This window comes from Leptolyngbya sp. FACHB-541 (assembly GCF_014695875.1).
Classification (GTDB): Bacteria; Cyanobacteriota; Cyanobacteriia; order Elainellales; family Elainellaceae; genus JAAUTN01.
Genome location: NZ_JACJPC010000089.1, coordinates 54,131 through 73,495 on the forward strand (window position 1 = coordinate 54,131; position 19,365 = coordinate 73,495).

Genomic DNA, 19,365 nt, shown 5'->3' on the forward strand with positions numbered 1-19,365 from the left:
GTATTTAGACGGAGATGGAACTGCACAAGTTATGAAAGTTGTTCATGATGAAAGTAGGTGTTTTTTTTGCCTACACCGCTTTCGTTGCCACTCTTTTGCATGAGTTACTGTTTCAATCCTGCTTGCCAAAAGCCTTATAGCCCTACTGAGGCGAAGTATTGTCAGAGTTGTGGCTCGAAACTGCTAGTGGGCGATCGCTACCGAGCATTGAAACCCATTGGGCAGGGCGGCTTTGGCAGAACTTTTTTAGTCACAGATGAGCAAGACCCAACGGATCAGCGCTATGTGATTAAGCAGTTTTTTCCACAAACGCCCCACCTGCGCGATAGTGACAAGGCGGCAGAGTTATTTCGTCAAGAGGCTTGCCGCTTGGATGAGTTGGGCAAACATGCTCAGATTCCAGCGCTGATTGCTTACTTTGAACAGGAGCAATCTCAATATCTGGTTCAGGAATTTGTAGATGGACGCAATTTGTCCGAAGAGTTGTTGGAAGTGGGCTGCTTTGATGAAGCTCAGATTCGCCAGCTTTTGATTGCGATTCTGCCTGTACTGAAGTTTGTCCACAATCATCAGGTCATTCATCGAGACATTAAACCTGAAAATATGATTCGGCGTAGGGTCGATCAACAATTGGTGCTGGTTGATTTTGGTGCTGCTAAACGCGCCTCAGAAACTGCCCTGGCTAGAACTGGCACCATGATTGGCAGTGCCGGATATGCGTCACCAGAGCAGACGGTTGGCAAAGCCGGATATTCAAGTGATCTTTACAGCTTGGGGGTTGTGTGTGTGCACCTGCTGACCGGAATGCACTTGTTTGATTTGCTGAGTGTCGGAGATGATGCTTGGATTTGGCGAGATTATTTGAGTTACCCAGTGAGCGATCGCCTCGGTCAAATTCTCGACAAAATGCTAGAGCGGGCAACCAACAAACGCTACCAGGCTCCCGACCAAATTCTTCAAGATTTGTATGTGGCTGAGTCCTCGCATACGGTATCGTCACTTCAACTAGTGGAACAGGCAAAAACGCTACAAAAAGCAAAGTCTGCTTCTATCGCTGCACCATTGCGTGAAGTTGAGCAAACCTCGCCCGCTCCCGCAGCTTCCATCTGGCAATGTACTTACACGGTACAGGGGCAGCGGAGCGTTTTCACTCCAATTCTGGCGCTAGCTTTTAGTCCCGACGGGCAAACGTTAGCTAGTGTGGGTCAGGACAGAAATGTGAGGCTGTGGAACCCCCAGCTTGGGCAAGCAAAACTGACATTACCTGGACACCTGGATTTTGTCAGCGCTGTAGCCTTCAGCCCAAAAGGGCAGTTTTTGATTAGCGGTAGCTATGATTGCACAATTAAGCAGTGGGATTTAAAAACTGGCCCTAAGATTCGTACTTTTGCTGGACATTCCAGAGCTATAACTACTGTTGCAATTCATCCTGATGGGCAAATTTTGGCTAGTGGTAGCGATGATTGCACAATTAAACTCTGGGATCTTCGTACAGGGAAGGAAATCCGCACGTTGAGAGGACATGTAGGTTGGGTCAATGGAGTGAAAGCGATCGCCTTTAGTCCTGACGGAAAAATTCTTGCCAGTGTCGGATATGACTATGTGGTTAATTTGTGGGAAGTTGATACAGGAGAATTGTTGCTTACGCTAAAGGGCTTTTTAGAAATTGTTTACGCCCTCGCCTTCAACCCAGACAGGAAAACACTTGCTGCTTGTTATGCGGATACGATTAAACTTTGGGATTTGGGTACAGGGGGAGTTCTTAATACCTTTTCTAAGGAAGCTTCTGGTAGTGCAGGCATTCGCTCCATTGCGTTTAGTCCTGATGGGTCACACCTCGTTAGCGGCAGCGGTAAAAAAGTAAGAATTTGGCAGGTTGAAACTGGAAAACGGTTATGTGATCTTGAGGGACATACTGGAAATGTGACGGCGATCGCCTTTAGCTCGGACGGAAGAATGTTTGCCAGCGGCGGCTGGGATCGGAAAATAAAGATTTGGCAGGAGGATAGGTAAGCAGGATGAGGGGTGAAGAATTCCTTCTGATTTATCACTTACCGTTTAAGCATGAAAGGGAGCAATAACAGTTGAGCAGCTATGGATTGGCGATTCATACTAGTAGTTCTGATTTAGGGTTGGCGTTAAGCAACTTTGCTGGAGAAGGGCGATCGCAGCATTGGGATTTGGGGCGATCGCTCTCCAGTCACCTACATCAATATTTGATCGACTTTATGCAACCTCAAACCTGGGCAGATCTACAGTACATTGCTGTTGCTAAAGGTCCAGGCGGCTTCACTGGAACGCGAATTGGTGTCGTTGCCGCTCGAACTTTGGCACAGCAGCTTAATCTTCCGCTCTTCGGTATTTCATCTCTGGCAGCAGTAGCGTGGCATGGGCGATCGCAAACGATTGGTTTAAACCCTGCCAGCGTTGAAGCTAGTTCTACTGCTTTGATTGATCAAGCTAATAGGGCTGATATAGCTGTACAAATGCGTGCCCAGCGAGGAGAGCTGTTTGTTGCCATCTATGGCATTAATGATGTAGGACTAGTCGAGCTTTTGCCAGATACCGTTATGCCAGAGGAAAGATGGCAGCAGATGTTACAGACCTGGACACGTCCCTATCGCTTGATTCAAGCTGAAGGCGGTTTAGGAATGACTGCTATGAGTTTGCTGGAGTTAGCTCACCTTGGCTGGCAACAAGAATTGCGTCCTGACTGGTCAACCGTCTTGCCATTTTATGGACAGCATCCTGTTTCTGCTTAATGAGCTAACTCAATTAATACTGCCAGGAATAATCTCTGTAACGACTCGCCCACCGCTCACAACAACTGTTCGGTCCTGAAGCCTTCCAACGGCTCTAGGACCTCGCAAATTCAGCGGTGGATTAGACTGGTTGTAGGTTACGTTCCCTTCAGCGACAACCTGTTGGTTGTTCATATTCCACGTCAAGCTATCTGAATCCAGTTCTGACTGGTTGCGCTGGCTGACTGCTGTGACGTTGCGATTCAGGTAAACGATTTTGCGGTTGATGTCCATGCGTCCCTGGTCAGCCGTCAGAGTGATCTGCTGTTGACGCTGCTGCACTGTAACAGGTTGGGTGGAAACTAGAGTCTCGTTCTGCAGATTCCACACCAGTAGGTTGCTGGTGACTACGACTGGAGGGTCTTGCAGAGCCAGGTTCGCTCTTTGCCTGAGGGTGGCAACTTTAGTTTTGAGATTGACTTCTGCTCGATCGGCGTTTGCTCGATCCGTGACTCGATTGCCATTCAGACGCTCAACCTGAATGCGGCGATCGCTCACAATCCTTTGGTCTTGTGGCCTCCAGGTCAAATGCTCAGCATTGAGCCGCAAAGCTGGGTCACGTGAGGTCACAACCACTTTGCCTAATAGCTCTACTCGGCGATCCCGACTGTAGGCTCGCGCTTCTGTCGCCGAAACTCGAAGCTGAGGATGGGTTGCACTGAGATTGTTTCGCACAACCAGCAGATCCTCCTCAGGACGCCACTCTAGCTGATTGCCCCGCAACACCATTCCATCCCGCAAATCTGTGGCTACAATTTGTCCGTTTAGAACAACTTTTTCCCCATCTTGCTGCACTTCTCCGCTCTGGGCACGGATTTGGAAAACGGCTTTACCGTCTTGAAATAGCTCTCCCTCAGGGTTTTCAACTCTAGCAACCTGTTGATCCTGACTGTAAGTCGCTTGATCCGCTTCAATCTTCCAGAGCGTTTGCCCTTGGTCGTCTGCCTGGTTTAGGGTGATGTTGTTAAACGTCAGGTTACTTTCCAGGTTTTGCACCGCAGAACTGTCTTCTGCGAGTTGTTCAGATGCCCGATTGCCCCTCCTGCATCCAGGAAGGGTGACCAACAGCATTAGAACAACAAGCGACCACGCTACGGACCGACTCAAGGGCAATGGTTTGAGACGCATTCTTTTAACCTTCAGTCTGGTCGTCTGTAATGCCGATGCTAGAGAGGGGACGGTAGGTGTAGTTTTGTCGGGGCGTTTTCTGGATATCTTCTTTGATGTTATCTAAATCGATGTAGCGATCGGCAACATTGATCAAACTGTCGCTAGTCATCGAGCGAAGACTAACAACTTCGACGCGTACTCCGCGATAGCTGACTGCATCAACTGCATAGGCAAGATCACCGTCGCCGCTGACGAGAATGGCTGTGTCATAAGCGCCAACCAATGCCATCATGTCTACTGCGATTTCAACGTCCAAATTTGCCTTCTTTGAACCATCGGGTAGTTGTACTAAATCCTTGGAAATTACTCGATAACCATTACGGCGCATCCATAGCAGAAAACCCTGCTGCTTTTCATTGGTGCGATCGACTCCGGTGTAAAAGAAAGAGCGCAACAGCCGAGAGCCAGCCGTCAAACGGCAAAGCAGCTTAGTGTAATCAATCTCAATTCCCAACTGTAGGGCGGCATAAAACAAATTCGAGCCATCGATGAAAATGGCTACTCGTCCGCGATTTTCTAATACCTGCTCTGGTGTAAAAACAGAGTCATTTTCTACATTATTAAACATGGTTTTAAGACCTCATTTTATGAAAAAGTGAATAGTTTATAGAGCTGAAAGAATTTAGGCTGATAGGGGCGATCGCTTAATATAAAGCAGAAATCAGGTCTAAAGTGGATCTAAAGCGGAGGCTCAAGCCGTTGAAAAATGGGTTGGGGATCACCGAGCAACTGATTAGCTGGTAGAGTTCCCCAATCGGTGTGGATCGTAAACGGGACAAGGGCATTTGTATCCCGATTGTTAAAGTCAACAGAAAAACCGAGCTGTTGGTAGATTGCAGTACTGATGTCAGGAATAATGGGCGACAGCAAATAAGCCGCCAGCCTAACGGACTCTAAAACGCTGTACAGCACCCGTTCGACCGCAGCCTGATCCCCCTTTTTGTAAAGCGTCCAGGGGGCTTGCTCATCTACGTATTTGTTGCTAGCTCGAACTAGAGCTAGGATGCTGTCGCAAGCACGGCTAAATGCTAAAGACTGATACGCCTGAATGACCTGATTACCAAGAGCTAAACCCTTCGACTTGAGGATGTCTTCGATAGAGATATCTTCAGCAGAAACGTTGGGAACGCGGCGATCGCAATATTTCTGCGCCATCTTTAGGGTGCGATTGAGCAGATTGCCCAAATCATTGGCTAAATCAGCGTTGAGGATATTGATAAATCGAGTTTCGTTGAAGTCACCATCCCGCCCAAATTCAATTTCCTTAAGGAAATAGTATCGAACGGCATCGGAGCCATAACGGTTGGTCAACTCTACCGGGTCAAGCGTGTTTCCCAGCGTTTTACCCATCTTCTGCCCGTCCTTGGTCAAAAAACCGTGACCAAAAACTTGTCTTGGGATAGATACCCCTGCCGACATTAACATAGCCGGCCAGTAAACCGCATGAAACCGCAAAATGTCTTTGCCAATCAGGTGCAGATTCATTGGCCACCAGCGAGACAAGGCGTTGTCTAGCGTCGGCTCATCGTCGGGCTCAAGCAGAGCCGTAATGTAGGCTAGCAGCGCATCAAACCAGACATAGATCGTGTGCTTGGGGTCAACGGGCACCGGGAAACCCCAATCCACGCTGACTCGGGAAATTGAGAAATCCTGAAGACCACGTTCTACAAAGCTCAGCACCTCATTGCGACGACTCTCAGGCTGAATGAAATCAGACTGCTGTTGGTAAAGCGCCTCTAATGGACCCTGATATTTAGATAGACGGAAGAAATAATTCTGCTCATCGCGCCATTCCGCTTCCTTGTTGGTGTGAATCGAACAGCGGTGCCCCTCTAAAAGATCTCGCTCTTCCTTGAATTCTTCACAAGAAACGCAATACCAGCCCTGCTGCTGTCCCATGTAAATATCGCCATTCTGCCAGACGCGATCAAAAAACTCTCGCACAATCGCCTCGTGGCGGGGTGAGGTTGTGCGAATAAATCGATCGGGCTGGATGTTTAACAGCTTCCAGAGGTCTTGAAAGCTACCTGCAATCAAGTCGCAATGGTCTTGGGGCGATCGCCCTAATGCTTCGGCAGTACGTTGAATCTTTTGTCCATGCTCATCCGTACCCGTGATCATCAGGGCAGGAATTCCTTGAAGACGATGAAAACGAGTAATCACATCGGCTGCAATCGTGGTGTAAGCACTGCCAATGTGAGGTACATCATTTACATAGTAAATCGGTGTAGTTATTGAAAAAGTATGATTGCCCGTAGCGGTAGAACTCATGGAAATCTTAAACCGTACTCCTAAAAGCCGTCATCAGCTATTAAACAAAGAAAACTAGTACACGGATGCTGTATCGCTTATGTTTACCTTAGCTCTTCCAGCTTAGACGCATTGAACTGACACTAGGAGTAGCACGTAATTCAATGTGATAGTTGGAGTGTAAACATTCTCATTTTATGCGTAAACTTTACTCAAAATAATGCAAAAAATCTTAAGTTAACTCAGTCACGGTAACCGGATGCTCAGATATTGCTCAAATTAGAGTCAACGAGGACTAATATTGCTCAAAATAGGACGAGAGGTTGTGGAAGGGTATGAGCAATTTAAAAACGAATGAAAATCATTCCAGAGGACTAGAGCAAGAGCTTGAGAATCTATCGGTCTCTAGGGCTAGAGGTTAATTTGATAGTGTAAATTAATATTAAGCTCGTACTAATTCTAGTGCTTCTGTGTTGAGGTTGAAAGTCAAAGTTGCTTTTTTCTCCGTCTTAGCCTCCTCAAGCTACTGAATTCGTGGACATGGTAGTTGATTCCATGTTTCGCCAGCGACGAGTTAGCAGGATAGTTTTGATGGTTACGTATGTTGCTGCATGATCCTCTGTTCATCTCCCGCCAACTGCTTACTGTCCTAGGAACCCGGCTGTTTGCATATCACCAAGATCGGGTTCCGCAGAGTAGTGCGATTCTAGTTGTGAGCAATCATCGCAGCTTTATGGATGCGCCACTGCTGATGGCGGCGATTAATCGCCCGATTCGGTTTGCCTGTCACCACTACATGGGGCAAGTACCTCTGATGCGCGAGGTGGTGACGCGAATGGGCTGTTTCCCTTTAGATGCACCCCAACAGCGTCAACAGGCGTTTTTTGATCAGGCGACCCGACTTTTGCAAACTAAACAGGCTGTAGGTGTGTTTCCAGAAGGGGCACAGCCGATGATTCAGGTCACAGCAGCAGAAAAGTTAGGGGAGTTTCATCGTGGCTTTGCTCATTTAGCTTTACGTGCCCCAATTCAAGAGCTGGCGGTTTTGCCAGTGGCGATCGCCTCTTACGAGGAAAGTACCAATTCTGCAGTTCCACTCAAGCTTTTGAGCTGGTTTGACCCATCCGAACCGCTATTTGACCAGGACGGTTGGCACCCGATGGTGGTTTACCAGCGGGTACATATTTTGGTGGGACGACCTTTGTGGATTACAGCGTCTCAGCGCCAGAGTTATCAGGGAAAGCAGGCAAGAACAGTCGTCGCAGACTTAACCGCTCATTGCCATTCAGAAATCAGCAGCTTGTTAAGCCAGGGTTATTAACATGTCAGCAATTCCTCGTCAGGTTTATTTCCGCACTCCTCGCAAAACTAAACCTGAAGCGCCTTTGTTTGTTTTCCTTCCCGGTTTAGATGGCACGGGTGAACTGCTGCGTGTGCAGACCGAAGGCTTGGAACCTACTTTTGATATTCGCTGTTTGGCAATTCCCCCAACCGACATGACAGGCTGGGATCAGCTTGCCGAACAGGTTTTGGCACTAATTCGGACGGAATTGGAAGGAGAGCATCACCGCCCAATTTACCTCTGTGGAGAATCGTTTGGCGGCTGTCTGGCAATGAAAGTAGCGTTGCGATCGCCCCAATTGTTTCATCGACTTATTCTAGTTAACCCTGCCTCTTCTTTTGCCCGTCGCCCCTGGATGCAATGGGGATCGCTAGTTACTCAATGGCTGCCAGAGCCTCTATATGAGTTGTCCTGCTATGGATTGTTGCCTTTTCTGTCATCGTTAGGGCAAATTGAGGCAGGCGATCGCCGTGCCCTAATCGAAGCAATGCTATCAGTTCCCCAGCAGGCATCTATTTGGCGGCTGTCACTCTTGCGCGAGTTCAGGGTTACTGCCAATCAGTTAAAGCAGCTAAAACAGCCTGTTTTGCTGATTGGCAGTCGGCGCGATCGCCTTCTGCCTTCTGCCTCAGAGGTACAGCTATTGGCGCAACACCTGCCCAATGCGAGGGTTCTGATTTTGCCTAATAGCGGTCATGCCTGTCTGTTGGAGTCAGACATCAATTTGTATCAACTGATGCAAGACCGCAATTTTATGGAGGACAGCCGTTCTATGAGTCCAGAAGGCTCTACGGCTGTACTGTCCACAGCCCCTTCGTAGCTTTTGCAAATGGGGCAGTGGAAAGTTCTGCCCCTGTCTCTTTTGATTGGCGTGGCTATAGCGATTAGTCCTAAGACCGCAGCGATCGCTGCAGTAGTTCTCGCTGTTGGGGTGACAGAGAGCCAATAATCTGTTTCGCTTGAGCAACATCCATTTTTCGTAGCAGTGATAGTAGCTCTGCTTGTAGCATTTCCGCAGTTTGGGAAACGGGTATATGTAACTCATCAGCTTCTGGGTGGCGGCATACTCCAGCGTCACAATTTAGCCCCAACTGTCGCCAGTAAAGCGTTGGTACAACCCAGCCCCGTTGCCCAAAATATTCATGATTCAGCAGACTCGACTCCAGATATGCCTTAGGAGATTCGTACTGCTTTTGCTGCCGGGGATAGGGAACGGTAAAACAGCCAAACGCCTTGCGATATTCTTCCGAATCGAGCAGGGCCATAATGACTTGTTTTACTCCTTGCTTTAGCAAGATGTTGCTATAAAGTTCAATCTCCGTATGGTCAAACGGTGCGCGGCCCATGAAATGCTTAAAGCACCAATCCAGGAATTTTAGGTTGGAGCAATTAAAATAAAACGCTTTGAGATAAGCTTCAGACTGACCTAATTCTTTAAGAAATCGTCGTACTCCAATCTTATCGGTGAGAAAGTTTTTCTCTGCTTGCGCCAGACTTCTTCGCTCGAAACTGTAGGGCTGTCGTTCGAGAACTTGTTGATAAATCTGATGCAGCGCAGATTGCCGTTCTTCAACTGGAGAATGGCGACTAACTGTAACTGGGGTAACATTTTCCATGCGAAAGACCGCTCCATTGATTGCGTTTAGGGTTGAATGGAATGGCTGAAGATCGCAGGTGTAGTTAGGAAAGCGTAAATTTAAGCGTGAGATTGGAGAGAGGTAATGACGCTCTCCAGGTAGGGGCGAACCAAGCTACTGCTTATAGCGGGTAAGTTAGTGTGAATCGCTTCTTGAAGGTAACGATAGGCCACCATACATTGAGCATTTTTCTTGTGGGCCACGAGAATGGTGTCCAACCAGGACATCATCTGCTCTTTGAAGAAAATTTCATCGTCCCGTAAGATTGATAGAGCAACATAACGAAGAACTTCTGTCATGTCGTATTGACAGCGCTGCCCATGTTTCTGAATCAGTTCCGGATAAACTTGGGCTAGTTTTCGCAGTGCTTGTAAAACCAGCTTTTGGTTTTGGTCACGTAAGTACTGATAAGTTTCCAGGCGAGTTGTATAGCTTTGAAGATAGTGCTCTAGGGGTTGAAGCCCTTGAGCATCAAGGTAGCTACCATCTGCCTCTAAAACTTTTTGCTCCAAAATTCGATTGAGAGTATGCATAACAAGCTGAGATCAAGTGAAGAGTGTGATCCAAACTGAGGGCTAAAGACCCTACCTGCAAATGCGGGAAAGGTGGCTAGTTAAAGCGACTCTAAGTTTAGGGGATTAGCTAGATAAGAGGTTTAAATTTAGGCGGATCGTGATAATTCTGTTGCTTATTTTCTAGACTGCCCTGGAGAGAAAGGCATTGCTATAAATTGATGTGTTTCTAAACAAGTTGATGCGATTCTTAATACGGGTCTTTGCCATAGGATAAAGTGATGGACGTGCCGGTAGAGCGATTTGGTAGAGCGATCAGGTTTTAGAATGCATTCCGATTCAGGCAAGCAGCAGGTTGTGATCAAAATAGAGGCTGAGCTTTTAGAGCGGTTAGATCGGTTGACGGGCGATCGCAATCAAGCGATTGAGTCTGCCATTCGGCTCTGGTGTGACCAGCAGTCTAACAACGTGGGTAAGATACTGCAACGGTCAGCTCAGGTGCATCAGCAGCGCCATGACAATGACGAAACAGGCTGGTTAGTGTAGTTGGTCGATGTAGAGGGAGCGCAACCGTGGAAGTGTTTGCTCAGGCTTACGAATATGCCGCTACCAACGTAGGCGAGTTAGTTACTGCACTGAGACAACACTTTTTGCTGGTGCTGGTGCCGCTGGCGATTGGACTGATTGTGGGTTTGCCGCTGGGGTTGTGGAGCGCGCGATCGCGTTCAGCGTCCACGGTTCTGATCAATGGCTTTAATGCGCTGCGGGTCATCCCCAGTCTGGCGATTCTATTTCTGGCAATTCCCTATTTTGGGCTGAGTTTTCAGTCAGCGGCGATCGCCCTTACCCTGCTAGTCATGCCCCCCATCTTAATTAGCACCGATGTCGCTTTTCGCAATATTGACCCGATGATCCGAGAAGCTGCTTACGGCATGGGAATGGCTCCGGGACAGGTACTTCGCCTGGTCGAGATTCCGCTGGCGTTGCCCGTGATCATCGCTGGGATCAAGACGGCAACTGTTGAAGTAATTGCCAGTGCTACGCTAGCTGCTTTTATTGGAGCAGGTGGGCTAGGAAGTTTCATTGTCTTAGGATTTGCCCTTTACGACAATTCTGTTTTGTTGGTTGGAGCGATCCCAGTTGCGCTTCTGGCACTATTAGCTGAAATCGGGTTAGGAACATTGCAAAGATTTCTACAGCCACCTACGGGTTGAGCTGAATCACAAGCAAAGATGCGATTTGAACAAAAAATATCAGCCTTTATCAGCAAGTGCTCGCCTGAAGGATCTCTAGCTCGGATTGGGCAATTTATCTAACTGTCTCTTTTGAGCACGAGTAGTTTGTTGAATGCGTCTACCGGGATTTGCTGCCCATTCTAGGGCTAGCAATGCACCATTGATGATGAAGGCGAGTAGGGAGACGGCGATCGCCCCTGCCCAAATTTTGTCGTAGCGTCCTGCCTGGTTGATTCCGTCAAACAGCAGAGTGCCTAACCCGCCTGCACCAAACTTTGCGCCAATGGTGGCAATGGCGATCGCTACGATCGCTGCAATTCGCAGCCCCGCCAAGAAGATGGGCAAAATCAGCGGTACCTGAACTCGCCACCAGCGCTGCCAAAGACTCATTCCCATGCCTCTGGCTGCTTCTAAAATGGCTGGCTTAATCGATTGCAGCCCGACTGCCAGATTTCTTACCAGAATCACCTGTGTGTAGATCACCATTGCCGCAATGACTGACTGTGCGTCCAGTCCAAAAATCGGCACCAGCAGAATAATCAGTGCCAAACTGGGAACCGTGTAGAGAATCCCCAGCACTCCCAGAACTGGCACGTTTAGCCAGCGATAGCGGGTGATCAGCAGCGCTAAGGGGAGGGCGATCGCCACGGCAATAACCAGCGTCAAACTCGTCATCTGGAGATGCTGTAGCACCAGATTCCAAACGATTCCAGGGTTTTTGAGGATGTAGCTCATGGGTAGAAGCTAGGATAGGTTGGCGCTGTCCAGTGGCTAAATTCTAGGCAATCCTAAATTCTAGGCATCAATGTTCAATGACTCATTCTCAGCGTTCGGATTTCAATTCCTACAGTCCTCACCAAGATTTGGTCGAGCAGCTAGATTTGCTGATTCGGGCACGCTACCCTTTACTCTACATCGTGGCTGCCGAAGAAGAACCCGTTGAGGCAGTTTTGCGTCAGGTTGCGGTTCAGGCTCAGCCAGCGCGAAAGCTGTTGCTGTGGGATATTGTGCGCGGTTGGGAGGACAGCGACTCAGACAAGGGTTCGCTCATGGGTGCGCTAAGTCGAATTGGCAAGGCAGATGTCGAAGAAGTCGCGATCTTTGTGCTGCGAGATCTGCATCCATTTCTAAATAGCTCAATCAGTGAAAAAAGTGCGCCCATTGTACGAGCGCTAAAAAATCTAGCGCGAGAGCTAAAGCGCAACCGTAAAACCATTGTTTTACTCAGCCATACGCTAGCTTTGCCGCCTGAGCTAGTGCAAGAAATCACTGTAATTGATTTTCCATTGCCCACTGCCCAGGAAATTGATTACCTTATTTCACAAGGAATAGCGCCCGAAAACCTAAAGATTTCAGGTTTGTCCAAAGAGCAGCTTGTAAAAGCTTGTCTGGGTTTGAGCCGAACTAAAATTCAGCGGATTTTGGCAAAGGCTATTGCTGCAAAAGAGCAGGTGAATGAGACGGACATCGTGCATGTGCTGGAGGAAAAAAAGCAAGCCATTCGTCAAACTGAGATTTTGGAATTTTTTACAACTCAGGATTCGCTCAAAAGTGTCGGCGGGCTAGAAAATCTAAAGCTTTGGGTACGGATGCGACAGGGGGTGTTTACTGAAGAGGCTCGGCGGTTCGGCATTCCTAACCCCAAAGGTGTGCTATTGGTTGGCATTCAGGGTACGGGCAAGTCGCTCTCTGCCAAAACAATCGCCCACGAATGGCGCTTACCCCTGCTGCGGTTGGACTCTGGACGGCTGTTTGGCGGTATCGTAGGCGAAAGTGAGAACCGGACGAGACAGATGATTCAGCTTGCAGAGGCGATCGCCCCCTGTGTTCTCTGGATCGACGAAATCGACAAAGCCTTTGGCAACATTACCAGCGGTGCAGATGGAGACTCTGGCACTAGCCGTCGCGTCTTTGGTGGCCTGATTACCTGGATGCAAGAGAAAACGGCTCCTGTTTTTATTGTTGCCACGGCAAACAATGTGCAGATTTTGCCTGCCGAACTGCTGCGAAAGGGGCGATTCGACGAAATTTTCTTTCTGAATCTGCCAACTGAGCCAGAGCGTGAGGAAATTTTTAAGGTGCATTTGCAGCGACTTCGTCCCAATCGGCTGCGAGAATTTGATTTGAGCCTGCTAGCTCGGCAAACCAAAAACTTTAGTGGTGCAGAAATCGAACAGGTGGTGATTGACGGAATGCATCGGGCATTTGGTCAGGGTAAACCTGGACAGCGACAGGACTTCACCACAGAAGACATTATTATGGCGATCGAGGAAACGGTGCCTCTAGCGGCGATCGCCCATCACCAAATCGAAGCACTCAAACGCTGGGCTGCTGAAGCTGGAGCCAGAACAGCCTCTAAAGATGTGCAGCTTACCGAAGAATTGAAGCGATATACCTTACAGCAAGGAATTCAATCTTTGGAAGTCGATTGAGCTATTTTGGAACTGAGTTTTAGTTCTTCATTCCTCTTTTCGCTATGTCACACTTCACCTGCATCAAAACTCAGCTCAAGGATCAAAATGCACTGATCAAAGCTTTAGCAGATATGGGTTTAGGGCAGGTTGAAGTGTTTGACACTGCCGAGCATCTTTATGGCTATCGGGGCGATATTCGTCCACAAGCGGCTGAAATAATTGTTCGACGACGCTACATTGGTCCGCTTAGCAACGACATTGGTTTCCAGCGTCAAGCTGACGGCACCTTTGAAGCAATCATTTCTGAATACGATCGCTCCAAATATTCGCAACAGTGGCTCAACCAGTTAACCCAACGCTATGGCTATCACACCCTCATAGCAACTGCTCCCACGCAAGGTTTCACCATTGAAGAAGAGGAAATTCTAGAAGACGGCACGATTCGAGTAGTGGTTGGAAAATGGGTGTAGGAGATTTCGTAGGGGCAACGCATTCAGTAAAGATGTGCTGCAATCATCAAAATTTTGCGGCCGAATGCTTCGCCCCTCCCCGTCGTACCCCGCCTCAAACGGCTCTAACCTTGTCGAGCAGCTACTCCTAGCTGCTGGAACAGCATACTTGGCAGGTAAGCCCCTCCGCCGACCCACTCTGGAGTACTTCCTAGGTCAGCCAGGTGTTGGAAGGCTTCAAAAATATTACCTGCGACCATCGTATTTTTGACCCGACCGACAATTTTGCCCTTTTCCACCTTGTAGCCCAAGTCCAGGTTGACCGAAAACTCTCCAGCAAGCTGGTTTGACTGTCCTGCACCCAAAACCTGATCGACAATCAGTCCTTCATCCATGCTGGCAATCAAGTCTTCGGTAGAAGTGCCACCCGGAGCAACGCAGAAATTCACCATATCAGGTCCGGGGCGCGACAATCCACCCCGAAAGCCATTGCCAGTCGGCTCCGTTTCAGTCCGGGCCGCCCAGCGACGATCCCAGTAAAATCCTTTGACCGTGCCCTGATCAATGTAAGCTTTGCGGCGAGTCGGCGTACCTTCATCATCAAACGCACAGGCAGAAACGCCGATCGTGGGATCTTCAAACACGGTCAGGCGCTTGTCAAACAGCGTCTCGCCAACTTTATCGGCTAGCGGTGAAGCCTTTTGTGCCACAACCTGACCCGAAAGCACCGTTTCAAATAAGCCACCTAGCGAACTGGCTGCTGCTCTGGGGGTAAACAGCACCGGGAAAGAGCCGCTGGTAATGTTGGCATTTTGCTCTGCCCAGCGATATTTCTGCAGCAGTTCTGCCAGAATGCGGTCATAGTCAGGGATGCGATCGCGCCCCACATCGTAGCTGTATGCCTGAAGAAAGTCTTCACCGCGCACTAAATTTCCTGAAATGCTGGCGCTGGTCGTCTGGCTAGCCCGCTCTGCATACACGCCCTTGCTGGTAGCGATTTTTGCTTGCCCGGAGCGGACGTGAAAACCGACGTCTACGAGAATCTCTGAATTGTAATCGTGAACCGATTGGATCAGGCGATCGCCCGCTTCCACCAGTTCCTGAGTCGCAGGCGGCACATAGCCCGCATCACCCGCACCATTCTGACTATGCAGTTCATCAGCAAAGTCAAACTCAGCCACACTGCCAATTTCTGCCGTTTGCACCGCCGCATCGACCAAATCTTCGAGGCGAGTCAGGTCAGTTGAGCTAGCAAACCCCAACCTGCCATTGCAAATTACCCGCAGTGCTACACCTTTTAAGGCTTTGGTTTGCAGTGCTTTCAGCCGATTATTCTCAAACTCAATTGGCGTGTCTTGGCTAGACAGGTAATACACTTCTGCCGACTCAGTTCGTGGGGCAGCCAATTTCAAAATTTGCTCTAAGGTAGAATCGCTCACAATGTTCGGGGGGTAATGGGCAAGGGAAGTATTCAGATCTTAACTAAACCAAAGCAGGCTCCCTATAGTGAGGGCGATCGCCGCTAGCGCCACCCAAATGAAAGCATTATCTTTGGTGTTGACCTGGCTCAGATCAATCGGTTCGGGGTCAGGTTGAGGGCGCGGACGAGATGGACGTTTGGCAGGAGTGGGATAGCTTGTGCCGCCTTTGTTGCCTTCAGACTCGTCTAGGGCTGCCAGGTCAGGAATTTCGCTCAGCCATTCGGGACGGGTCTTGAGTAGGGGGGCTTTGAGAATGTAGAGCAGGCGCTTGCCTTGCTTACGGGTTTCATAGTCGGGATGGCGGCTGACCGTTTCACAAAGGGCGATCGCCTCTTGGCGCTGTCCTGCGGCCTCGTAGGCAGTGATTAGCCAGACCAGCACCTCCCCACCAAAGGCGGTGTTTCGCGCTACCAGGCTGGCAGCTTTCTCTAAACATTGAACCGACTGGCGGTATGCCCCTCGCTCGAAGGCCGCTTTGCCCGTCTGGTACTGCACCTTTGCAGCTTCTAGGTTTTCTGAACTCACGATTTACTCAGTCAAGAATTCGGTCAAGGATCGAGTCAATGCGATCGCTACTTCAATTTTAAAGGGCAACGGATTTTAGGTTGAGGCAGGCAGTTGCCAATCTAAAACCTAAGATTGAAATTAGGGCGAACTCTACCCGATGCAAAAACTCGTTTCAAGGCTTCGTTTTGAAATGGAGGGTGAGAAGCTCTGCCTCCAGGAACCAAATGGCAGAGAAGCTTTAAAGGCATTCCCAAGTCAAGCTTGGGAACGGAATATTGAAGGATCGTTTTTTGTTGATGGACTCTTGAGGTAGACCAATGCTCCAAGCTCTTAATCCGTTCCGCTCTAGTTGGCATAAGCCCTTGCTAACTCTCAGTACTCTAGCGCTGGGTGCTGCTGTCTTCACTATTGATGCCTCCTCCGCAGTGGCCGACACAGTTATCATTCGCGGGAATGGCACGATTCGAGTTAGACCTTCTGTAATCTACGATGACTACTCGTCTCGGACGACTATCCTTCGCACAGAACGCTACTGCTATCCCTATTACGGCGTGACTCCAATTAACGAGCGTCCTACTTCAGGGCTGGTAAACTGCTCTTCTAGCGGCTCGACGCTAAGGAATCCGGTCATTGTTGACTCAACGATCATCGACTCGACATTGATCAATCCAGTCATCATCAACTCTGACCGGGTTAACACTAGAACGATTCGGATACGTTAGCAGCGTAGAGCCGATCAAGATAGAACGTTAGCGATCGCCCCTAGAGCGAGGACCCCGGGACATGGCGATCGCCCTTTTGTCTACCATGGTCATCATGGCAGGCATATCGCGTGAGACTTTTTGTGCCAGGTTAAGCTCCGACACGGCTATGTCAAACGTTTTGCCGCGAGTCATGCAATAGCCAATGTCCTCCACTTCTGCCCAGGTCAGGTCGCTCTCGACGTAGGCTTTAGTCATTGCAATCAGGAGATCCTGGTAATTGTTGCCTTCCTCAAGCGTCAACATCGTGTGAGGAATATCCAAAATCCGGTCAAATCGCTGATACCAGCATTTGGGCTGATATTTAACGCCTGACTCAAATAGCGATCGGTGATCATGATTGCCCACTGCAATATCACTTTCACTAGAAATTGCAAACGTGGGGGCGATCGGACCTCGACGCGATCGCTTCAAAACATCCGTTCCCATCAATAGAAACACCCGAAGCGCTGGAATCATGAATCCGTTATAGCCATAGCGCACTGCCTCAGGCTTGGGATTCACCCACTCGTTATAAGCGTCAAGATTGCGAACAAACAGATCAATTACTTTGCTACTGCTGCTGAGGAATGCAGCGTACAAAATGGTGCGGGAAATCACGTGAGGACGCTCCACGGCAAGCCAACCCGCTAACGTACCACCGCCCGACAAGCCGCCAACTACCACCTGTCCCCCTAATGTTTGCGCGAGTTGGAGCCACTGTAAGGCAAACTTTTGGTAATCTTCGGCTTTAGTGGGCAGCGGTGGCGGATTATCTTTACCCCAGTCACCCGCTAACCCGTGTCCCGGCATTCGTGGAATCAGCACATTGTACCCAGCCCGAAATAGCGATTCTGCCATTGGTACAAACTGATACGGGCCAGCCGTAAAGCCATGAAAAAACAGACAAGTTTTGGCAGCAGGCGCAGGTTGAAAATAAAAGCGAGAGCGACAGGCTTCATTGCGGACGGGCAATGCATCTTCACGGGCTTTGATGTCACGGACTACAGCTGAGGTGATAGCAGAGTAGCTGGGCATAGGGAAGTTGAGGAAGAGAGGGGTAGAGGTGATGAATTGCCGTTTTGGTCACACTCGCCAGTCGTGAACGTGATGCACAACTTGGGAAATGTTATAAATTAAACCTCCATCATTGTATGAAGGTTCTAATGGAACGTCTTTAGCCGTTTCGGGCGATTCTCTCTAGCCTTGTCGGAGGAGGCTCAAGACATAAATTCTGATGCAACTAGCATGGAGCCAATTCCAGCGTCAGTAAAGATTTCTAGCAACAGAGCGTGGGGAATGCGTCCGTCGATGATGTGGGCCGCTCGGACTCCTTGAGCGAGCGATCGCACACAGCAATTCACTTTAGGTATCATTCCGCCTGACACTACTCCAGATTCAATTAACTGACGAGCTTGTTGAATATCCAGTTTGGCAATCAGGCTAGACGGATCGTGATAGTCCTGCAAAATTCCAGGTGTGTCAGTTAATAAAATCAGCTTCTCTGCACCCAGTGCTGCCGCCAGTTCACCTGCCACGGTGTCAGCATTAATGTTGTAAGCCTGTCCCGTATCATCCGCTGCCACACTAGAGACAATCGGAATGTAGCCAGAATTCACCAAGGATTCCAGGACGCTGGCATCAATGCTGCTGACATCCCCTACAAAACCGATTCCTGCGTCATTTTGGGGACGTGCCTTAATCAGATTGGCATCCTTGCCACACAGCCCGATCGCAGAGCCTCCTGCCTGGTTGATCAGGGACACAATTTCTTTGTTGACTCGACCGACCAGCACCATTTCCACCACATCCATTGTGGCAGCATCCGTTACCCGCAACCCATTCTTAAATTGCGGCTCAATGCCTAATTTGCCCAACCAAGAGTTGATTTCGGGTCCGCCACCGTGAACCACAACAGGACGCAAGCCGACGCAAGCCAGAAACACAATATCTCGCATCACTTTGGCTTTGAGCATGCTGTCTTTCATTGCTGCGCCGCCATACTTGACCACTACAGTGCGTCCGGCAAACTGCTGAATGTAGGGCAGGGCTTCACTCAGGACTCGGACACGAGTTGCTTCGGCTTTTTGGATGTATTCACTATCGAGATAGTCTTCGCTGATCATCGGCAATTGAATTTTGTAGAGGGGTTGAATGCAGTTTAGAGGAGGTTGCCACACTCAACAATGTCAGATTTAACTTTGTCGGATTTAACTTTTAGGTGAACGGCGATCGCTCGGTTTGATTGTTTTGTCTATTTCTTCCAAAACTCGACTGGCGACATAGCTAGGCGGAGCGCTGCCATTGATTCTGACACGCACGTCAGCCTGAGCATAGAGGTGCTGTCGCTGTTCCAGGAGGGTTTGCAGCTTTTGCATCGGGTCGGGAGTTTGCAGCAGTGGGCGGGTCGTGTTGCCCTTGAGCCGCAGGTAAAGCTGGTCGATGGGCACGTCTAGCCAAACCACAATGCCGTGATGCAAGTAGCTCCAGTTTTGCCGCTGAAGCACAATGCCGCCTCCGGTAGCGATCGCCAGTCTTGTGTAAGCCGATAATTCTGACAATACCTGCGTTTCAATCCGTCGAAATGCTTCTTCGCCTGACTCTGCAAAGACTTCCGACACTGACTTTCCAGTTAACTGCTCAATCATGGCATCGGTATCAAAAAAGCGATACTTCAACCGTTTTGCCAAAATGCGTCCGATGGTTGTCTTGCCTGCCCCCATCATGCCAACCAGATAGAGGTTGACCCCCTTCAACAGATGCTTCTCGGTCACATCGCTGAGTGGGTTAATTTCGTATGAAGATCCTGCCATTGTTCCTGCCACAG

General features: G+C 49.2%; 20 protein-coding genes. 9 read left to right on the top strand and 11 right to left on the bottom strand.

From position 1 onward, the window contains the following. Nucleotides 1-99: 99 nt before the first annotated feature. Both H6G00_RS19030 and tsaB read left to right on the top strand, forming a co-directional pair. Nucleotides 100-2,013 carry a serine/threonine-protein kinase gene (locus H6G00_RS19030; RefSeq protein ID WP_190797940.1) on the top strand — a complete coding sequence of 638 codons (1,914 nt, stop codon included), beginning with the start codon at nt 100-102 and terminating at the stop codon, nt 2,011-2,013. Nucleotides 2,014-2,099: 86 nt separating this feature from the next. Next, nucleotides 2,100-2,762, top strand: coding sequence for a tRNA (adenosine(37)-N6)-threonylcarbamoyltransferase complex dimerization subunit type 1 TsaB (tsaB, locus tag H6G00_RS19035; protein WP_242042366.1), 663 nt, complete (start codon nt 2,100-2,102; stop codon nt 2,760-2,762). Nucleotides 2,763-2,771: 9 nt separating this feature from the next. Here tsaB and lptC read toward each other — a convergent pair whose 3' ends face one another. The 3 genes from lptC to metG all read right to left on the bottom strand — a co-directional run bounded on the left by lptC (nt 2,772) and on the right by metG (nt 6,242). Next, entirely contained in the window at nt 2,772-3,929 is a 1,158-nt protein-coding gene (gene lptC / locus H6G00_RS19040; RefSeq protein ID WP_190797942.1) for an LPS export ABC transporter periplasmic protein LptC, read from the bottom strand. Between the two features lie 4 nt (nt 3,930-3,933). Beyond that, a complete protein-coding gene (locus tag H6G00_RS19045; RefSeq protein ID WP_190644701.1) occupies nt 3,934-4,539 on the bottom strand; it encodes an NYN domain-containing protein in 606 nt (201 codons plus the stop codon). 110 nt (nt 4,540-4,649) lie between these two features. Further along, a complete protein-coding gene (metG, locus tag H6G00_RS19050; RefSeq protein WP_190797943.1) occupies nt 4,650-6,242 on the bottom strand; it encodes a methionine--tRNA ligase in 1,593 nt (530 codons plus the stop codon). Nucleotides 6,243-6,822: 580 nt separating this feature from the next. Between metG and H6G00_RS19055 the strand changes: the two genes are divergently transcribed. Both H6G00_RS19055 and H6G00_RS19060 read left to right on the top strand, forming a co-directional pair. After that, the gene (locus H6G00_RS19055; RefSeq protein ID WP_190689214.1) at nt 6,823-7,542 is read left to right on the top strand and encodes a lysophospholipid acyltransferase family protein; all 720 of its coding nucleotides are present in this window, start codon (nt 6,823-6,825) and stop codon (nt 7,540-7,542) included. Nucleotide 7,543: 1 nt separating this feature from the next. After that, on the top strand, nt 7,544-8,383 hold the full coding sequence (locus tag H6G00_RS19060; RefSeq protein WP_190797944.1) for an alpha/beta hydrolase: 840 nt from the start codon (nt 7,544-7,546) through the stop codon (nt 8,381-8,383). Between the two features lie 70 nt (nt 8,384-8,453). Here the strand turns inward: H6G00_RS19060 and H6G00_RS19065 are convergent, their stop codons facing one another. Further along, nucleotides 8,454-9,179 (bottom strand): phycobilisome rod-core linker polypeptide, encoded by a 726-nt coding sequence (locus H6G00_RS19065; protein WP_190797945.1) that lies wholly within the window; start codon nt 9,177-9,179, stop codon nt 8,454-8,456. Nucleotides 9,180-9,259: 80 nt separating this feature from the next. Then, on the bottom strand, nt 9,260-9,733 hold the full coding sequence (locus H6G00_RS19070; RefSeq protein WP_190797946.1) for a phycobilisome protein: 474 nt from the start codon (nt 9,731-9,733) through the stop codon (nt 9,260-9,262). 306 nt (nt 9,734-10,039) lie between these two features. Here H6G00_RS19070 and H6G00_RS19075 point away from each other — a divergent pair, with 306 nt between their 5' ends. Then, nucleotides 10,040-10,258: a hypothetical protein gene (locus H6G00_RS19075; RefSeq protein ID WP_190797947.1), complete on the top strand. Its 219-nt coding sequence runs from the start codon at nt 10,040-10,042 to the stop codon at nt 10,256-10,258. Nucleotides 10,259-10,284: 26 nt separating this feature from the next. Next, entirely contained in the window at nt 10,285-10,926 is a 642-nt protein-coding gene (locus H6G00_RS19080; protein ID WP_190644694.1) for an ABC transporter permease subunit, read from the top strand. 75 nt (nt 10,927-11,001) lie between these two features. Here the strand turns inward: H6G00_RS19080 and H6G00_RS19085 are convergent, their stop codons facing one another. After that, the gene (locus H6G00_RS19085; RefSeq protein WP_190644693.1) at nt 11,002-11,682 is read right to left on the bottom strand and encodes an ABC transporter permease; all 681 of its coding nucleotides are present in this window, start codon (nt 11,680-11,682) and stop codon (nt 11,002-11,004) included. A gap of 77 nt (nt 11,683-11,759) precedes the next feature. On the opposite strand from H6G00_RS19085, the gene H6G00_RS19090 reads away from it, so the two are divergent. Next, a complete protein-coding gene (locus H6G00_RS19090; RefSeq protein WP_190797948.1) occupies nt 11,760-13,379 on the top strand; it encodes an AAA family ATPase in 1,620 nt (539 codons plus the stop codon). A 44-nt stretch (nt 13,380-13,423) separates the two neighbouring features. Further along, nucleotides 13,424-13,831, top strand: coding sequence for a DUF1257 domain-containing protein (locus H6G00_RS19095; protein ID WP_190644691.1), 408 nt, complete (start codon nt 13,424-13,426; stop codon nt 13,829-13,831). Between the two features lie 104 nt (nt 13,832-13,935). On the opposite strand, the gene H6G00_RS19100 is transcribed toward H6G00_RS19095, so the two are convergent. Beyond that, entirely contained in the window at nt 13,936-15,249 is a 1,314-nt protein-coding gene (locus H6G00_RS19100) for a metallopeptidase TldD-related protein (RefSeq protein ID WP_190797949.1), read from the bottom strand. Nucleotides 15,250-15,288: 39 nt separating this feature from the next. Next, entirely contained in the window at nt 15,289-15,816 is a 528-nt protein-coding gene (locus H6G00_RS19105; RefSeq protein ID WP_190689191.1) for a hypothetical protein, read from the bottom strand. A gap of 299 nt (nt 15,817-16,115) precedes the next feature. On the opposite strand from H6G00_RS19105, the gene H6G00_RS19110 reads away from it, so the two are divergent. Beyond that, the gene (locus H6G00_RS19110) at nt 16,116-16,520 is read left to right on the top strand and encodes a hypothetical protein (RefSeq protein WP_190797950.1); all 405 of its coding nucleotides are present in this window, start codon (nt 16,116-16,118) and stop codon (nt 16,518-16,520) included. Nucleotides 16,521-16,547: 27 nt separating this feature from the next. On the opposite strand, the gene H6G00_RS19115 is transcribed toward H6G00_RS19110, so the two are convergent. From H6G00_RS19115 to H6G00_RS19125, 3 genes are all read right to left on the bottom strand, one after another. Further along, complete coding sequence (locus tag H6G00_RS19115) at nt 16,548-17,576, bottom strand: alpha/beta fold hydrolase (RefSeq protein WP_190797951.1); 1,029 nt, start codon at nt 17,574-17,576, stop codon at nt 16,548-16,550. A 182-nt stretch (nt 17,577-17,758) separates the two neighbouring features. Beyond that, complete coding sequence (argB, locus tag H6G00_RS19120; protein WP_190644686.1) at nt 17,759-18,664, bottom strand: acetylglutamate kinase; 906 nt, start codon at nt 18,662-18,664, stop codon at nt 17,759-17,761. An 84-nt stretch (nt 18,665-18,748) separates the two neighbouring features. Then, the gene (locus H6G00_RS19125; RefSeq protein WP_190644685.1) at nt 18,749-19,351 is read right to left on the bottom strand and encodes a shikimate kinase; all 603 of its coding nucleotides are present in this window, start codon (nt 19,349-19,351) and stop codon (nt 18,749-18,751) included. Between the last annotated feature and the right edge of the window lie 14 nt (nt 19,352-19,365).

Bases quoted from the DNA above. Each gene is read 5' to 3' on its own strand.
- H6G00_RS19110 (WP_190797950.1), top strand. From the start codon at position 16,116: ATGCTCCAAGCTCTTAATCCGTTCCGCTCTAGTTGGCATAAGCCCTTG.
- H6G00_RS19060 (WP_190797944.1), top strand. From the start codon at position 7,544: ATGTCAGCAATTCCTCGTCAGGTTTATTTCCGCACTCCTCGCAAAACT.
- H6G00_RS19065 (WP_190797945.1), bottom strand. From the start codon at position 9,179: ATGGAAAATGTTACCCCAGTTACAGTTAGTCGCCATTCTCCAGTTGAA.
- H6G00_RS19125 (WP_190644685.1), bottom strand. From the start codon at position 19,351: ATGGCAGGATCTTCATACGAAATTAACCCACTCAGCGATGTGACCGAG.
- H6G00_RS19085 (WP_190644693.1), bottom strand. From the start codon at position 11,682: ATGAGCTACATCCTCAAAAACCCTGGAATCGTTTGGAATCTGGTGCTA.
- H6G00_RS19030 (WP_190797940.1), top strand. From the start codon at position 100: ATGAGTTACTGTTTCAATCCTGCTTGCCAAAAGCCTTATAGCCCTACT.
- H6G00_RS19095 (WP_190644691.1), top strand. From the start codon at position 13,424: ATGTCACACTTCACCTGCATCAAAACTCAGCTCAAGGATCAAAATGCA.
- H6G00_RS19045 (WP_190644701.1), bottom strand. From the start codon at position 4,539: ATGTTTAATAATGTAGAAAATGACTCTGTTTTTACACCAGAGCAGGTA.
- lptC (WP_190797942.1), bottom strand. From the start codon at position 3,929: ATGCGTCTCAAACCATTGCCCTTGAGTCGGTCCGTAGCGTGGTCGCTT.
- argB (WP_190644686.1), bottom strand. From the start codon at position 18,664: ATGATCAGCGAAGACTATCTCGATAGTGAATACATCCAAAAAGCCGAA.
- H6G00_RS19070 (WP_190797946.1), bottom strand. From the start codon at position 9,733: ATGCATACTCTCAATCGAATTTTGGAGCAAAAAGTTTTAGAGGCAGAT.
- H6G00_RS19090 (WP_190797948.1), top strand. From the start codon at position 11,760: ATGACTCATTCTCAGCGTTCGGATTTCAATTCCTACAGTCCTCACCAA.
- H6G00_RS19115 (WP_190797951.1), bottom strand. From the start codon at position 17,576: ATGCCCAGCTACTCTGCTATCACCTCAGCTGTAGTCCGTGACATCAAA.
- metG (WP_190797943.1), bottom strand. From the start codon at position 6,242: ATGAGTTCTACCGCTACGGGCAATCATACTTTTTCAATAACTACACCG.
- H6G00_RS19075 (WP_190797947.1), top strand. From the start codon at position 10,040: ATGCATTCCGATTCAGGCAAGCAGCAGGTTGTGATCAAAATAGAGGCT.
- H6G00_RS19055 (WP_190689214.1), top strand. From the start codon at position 6,823: ATGTTGCTGCATGATCCTCTGTTCATCTCCCGCCAACTGCTTACTGTC.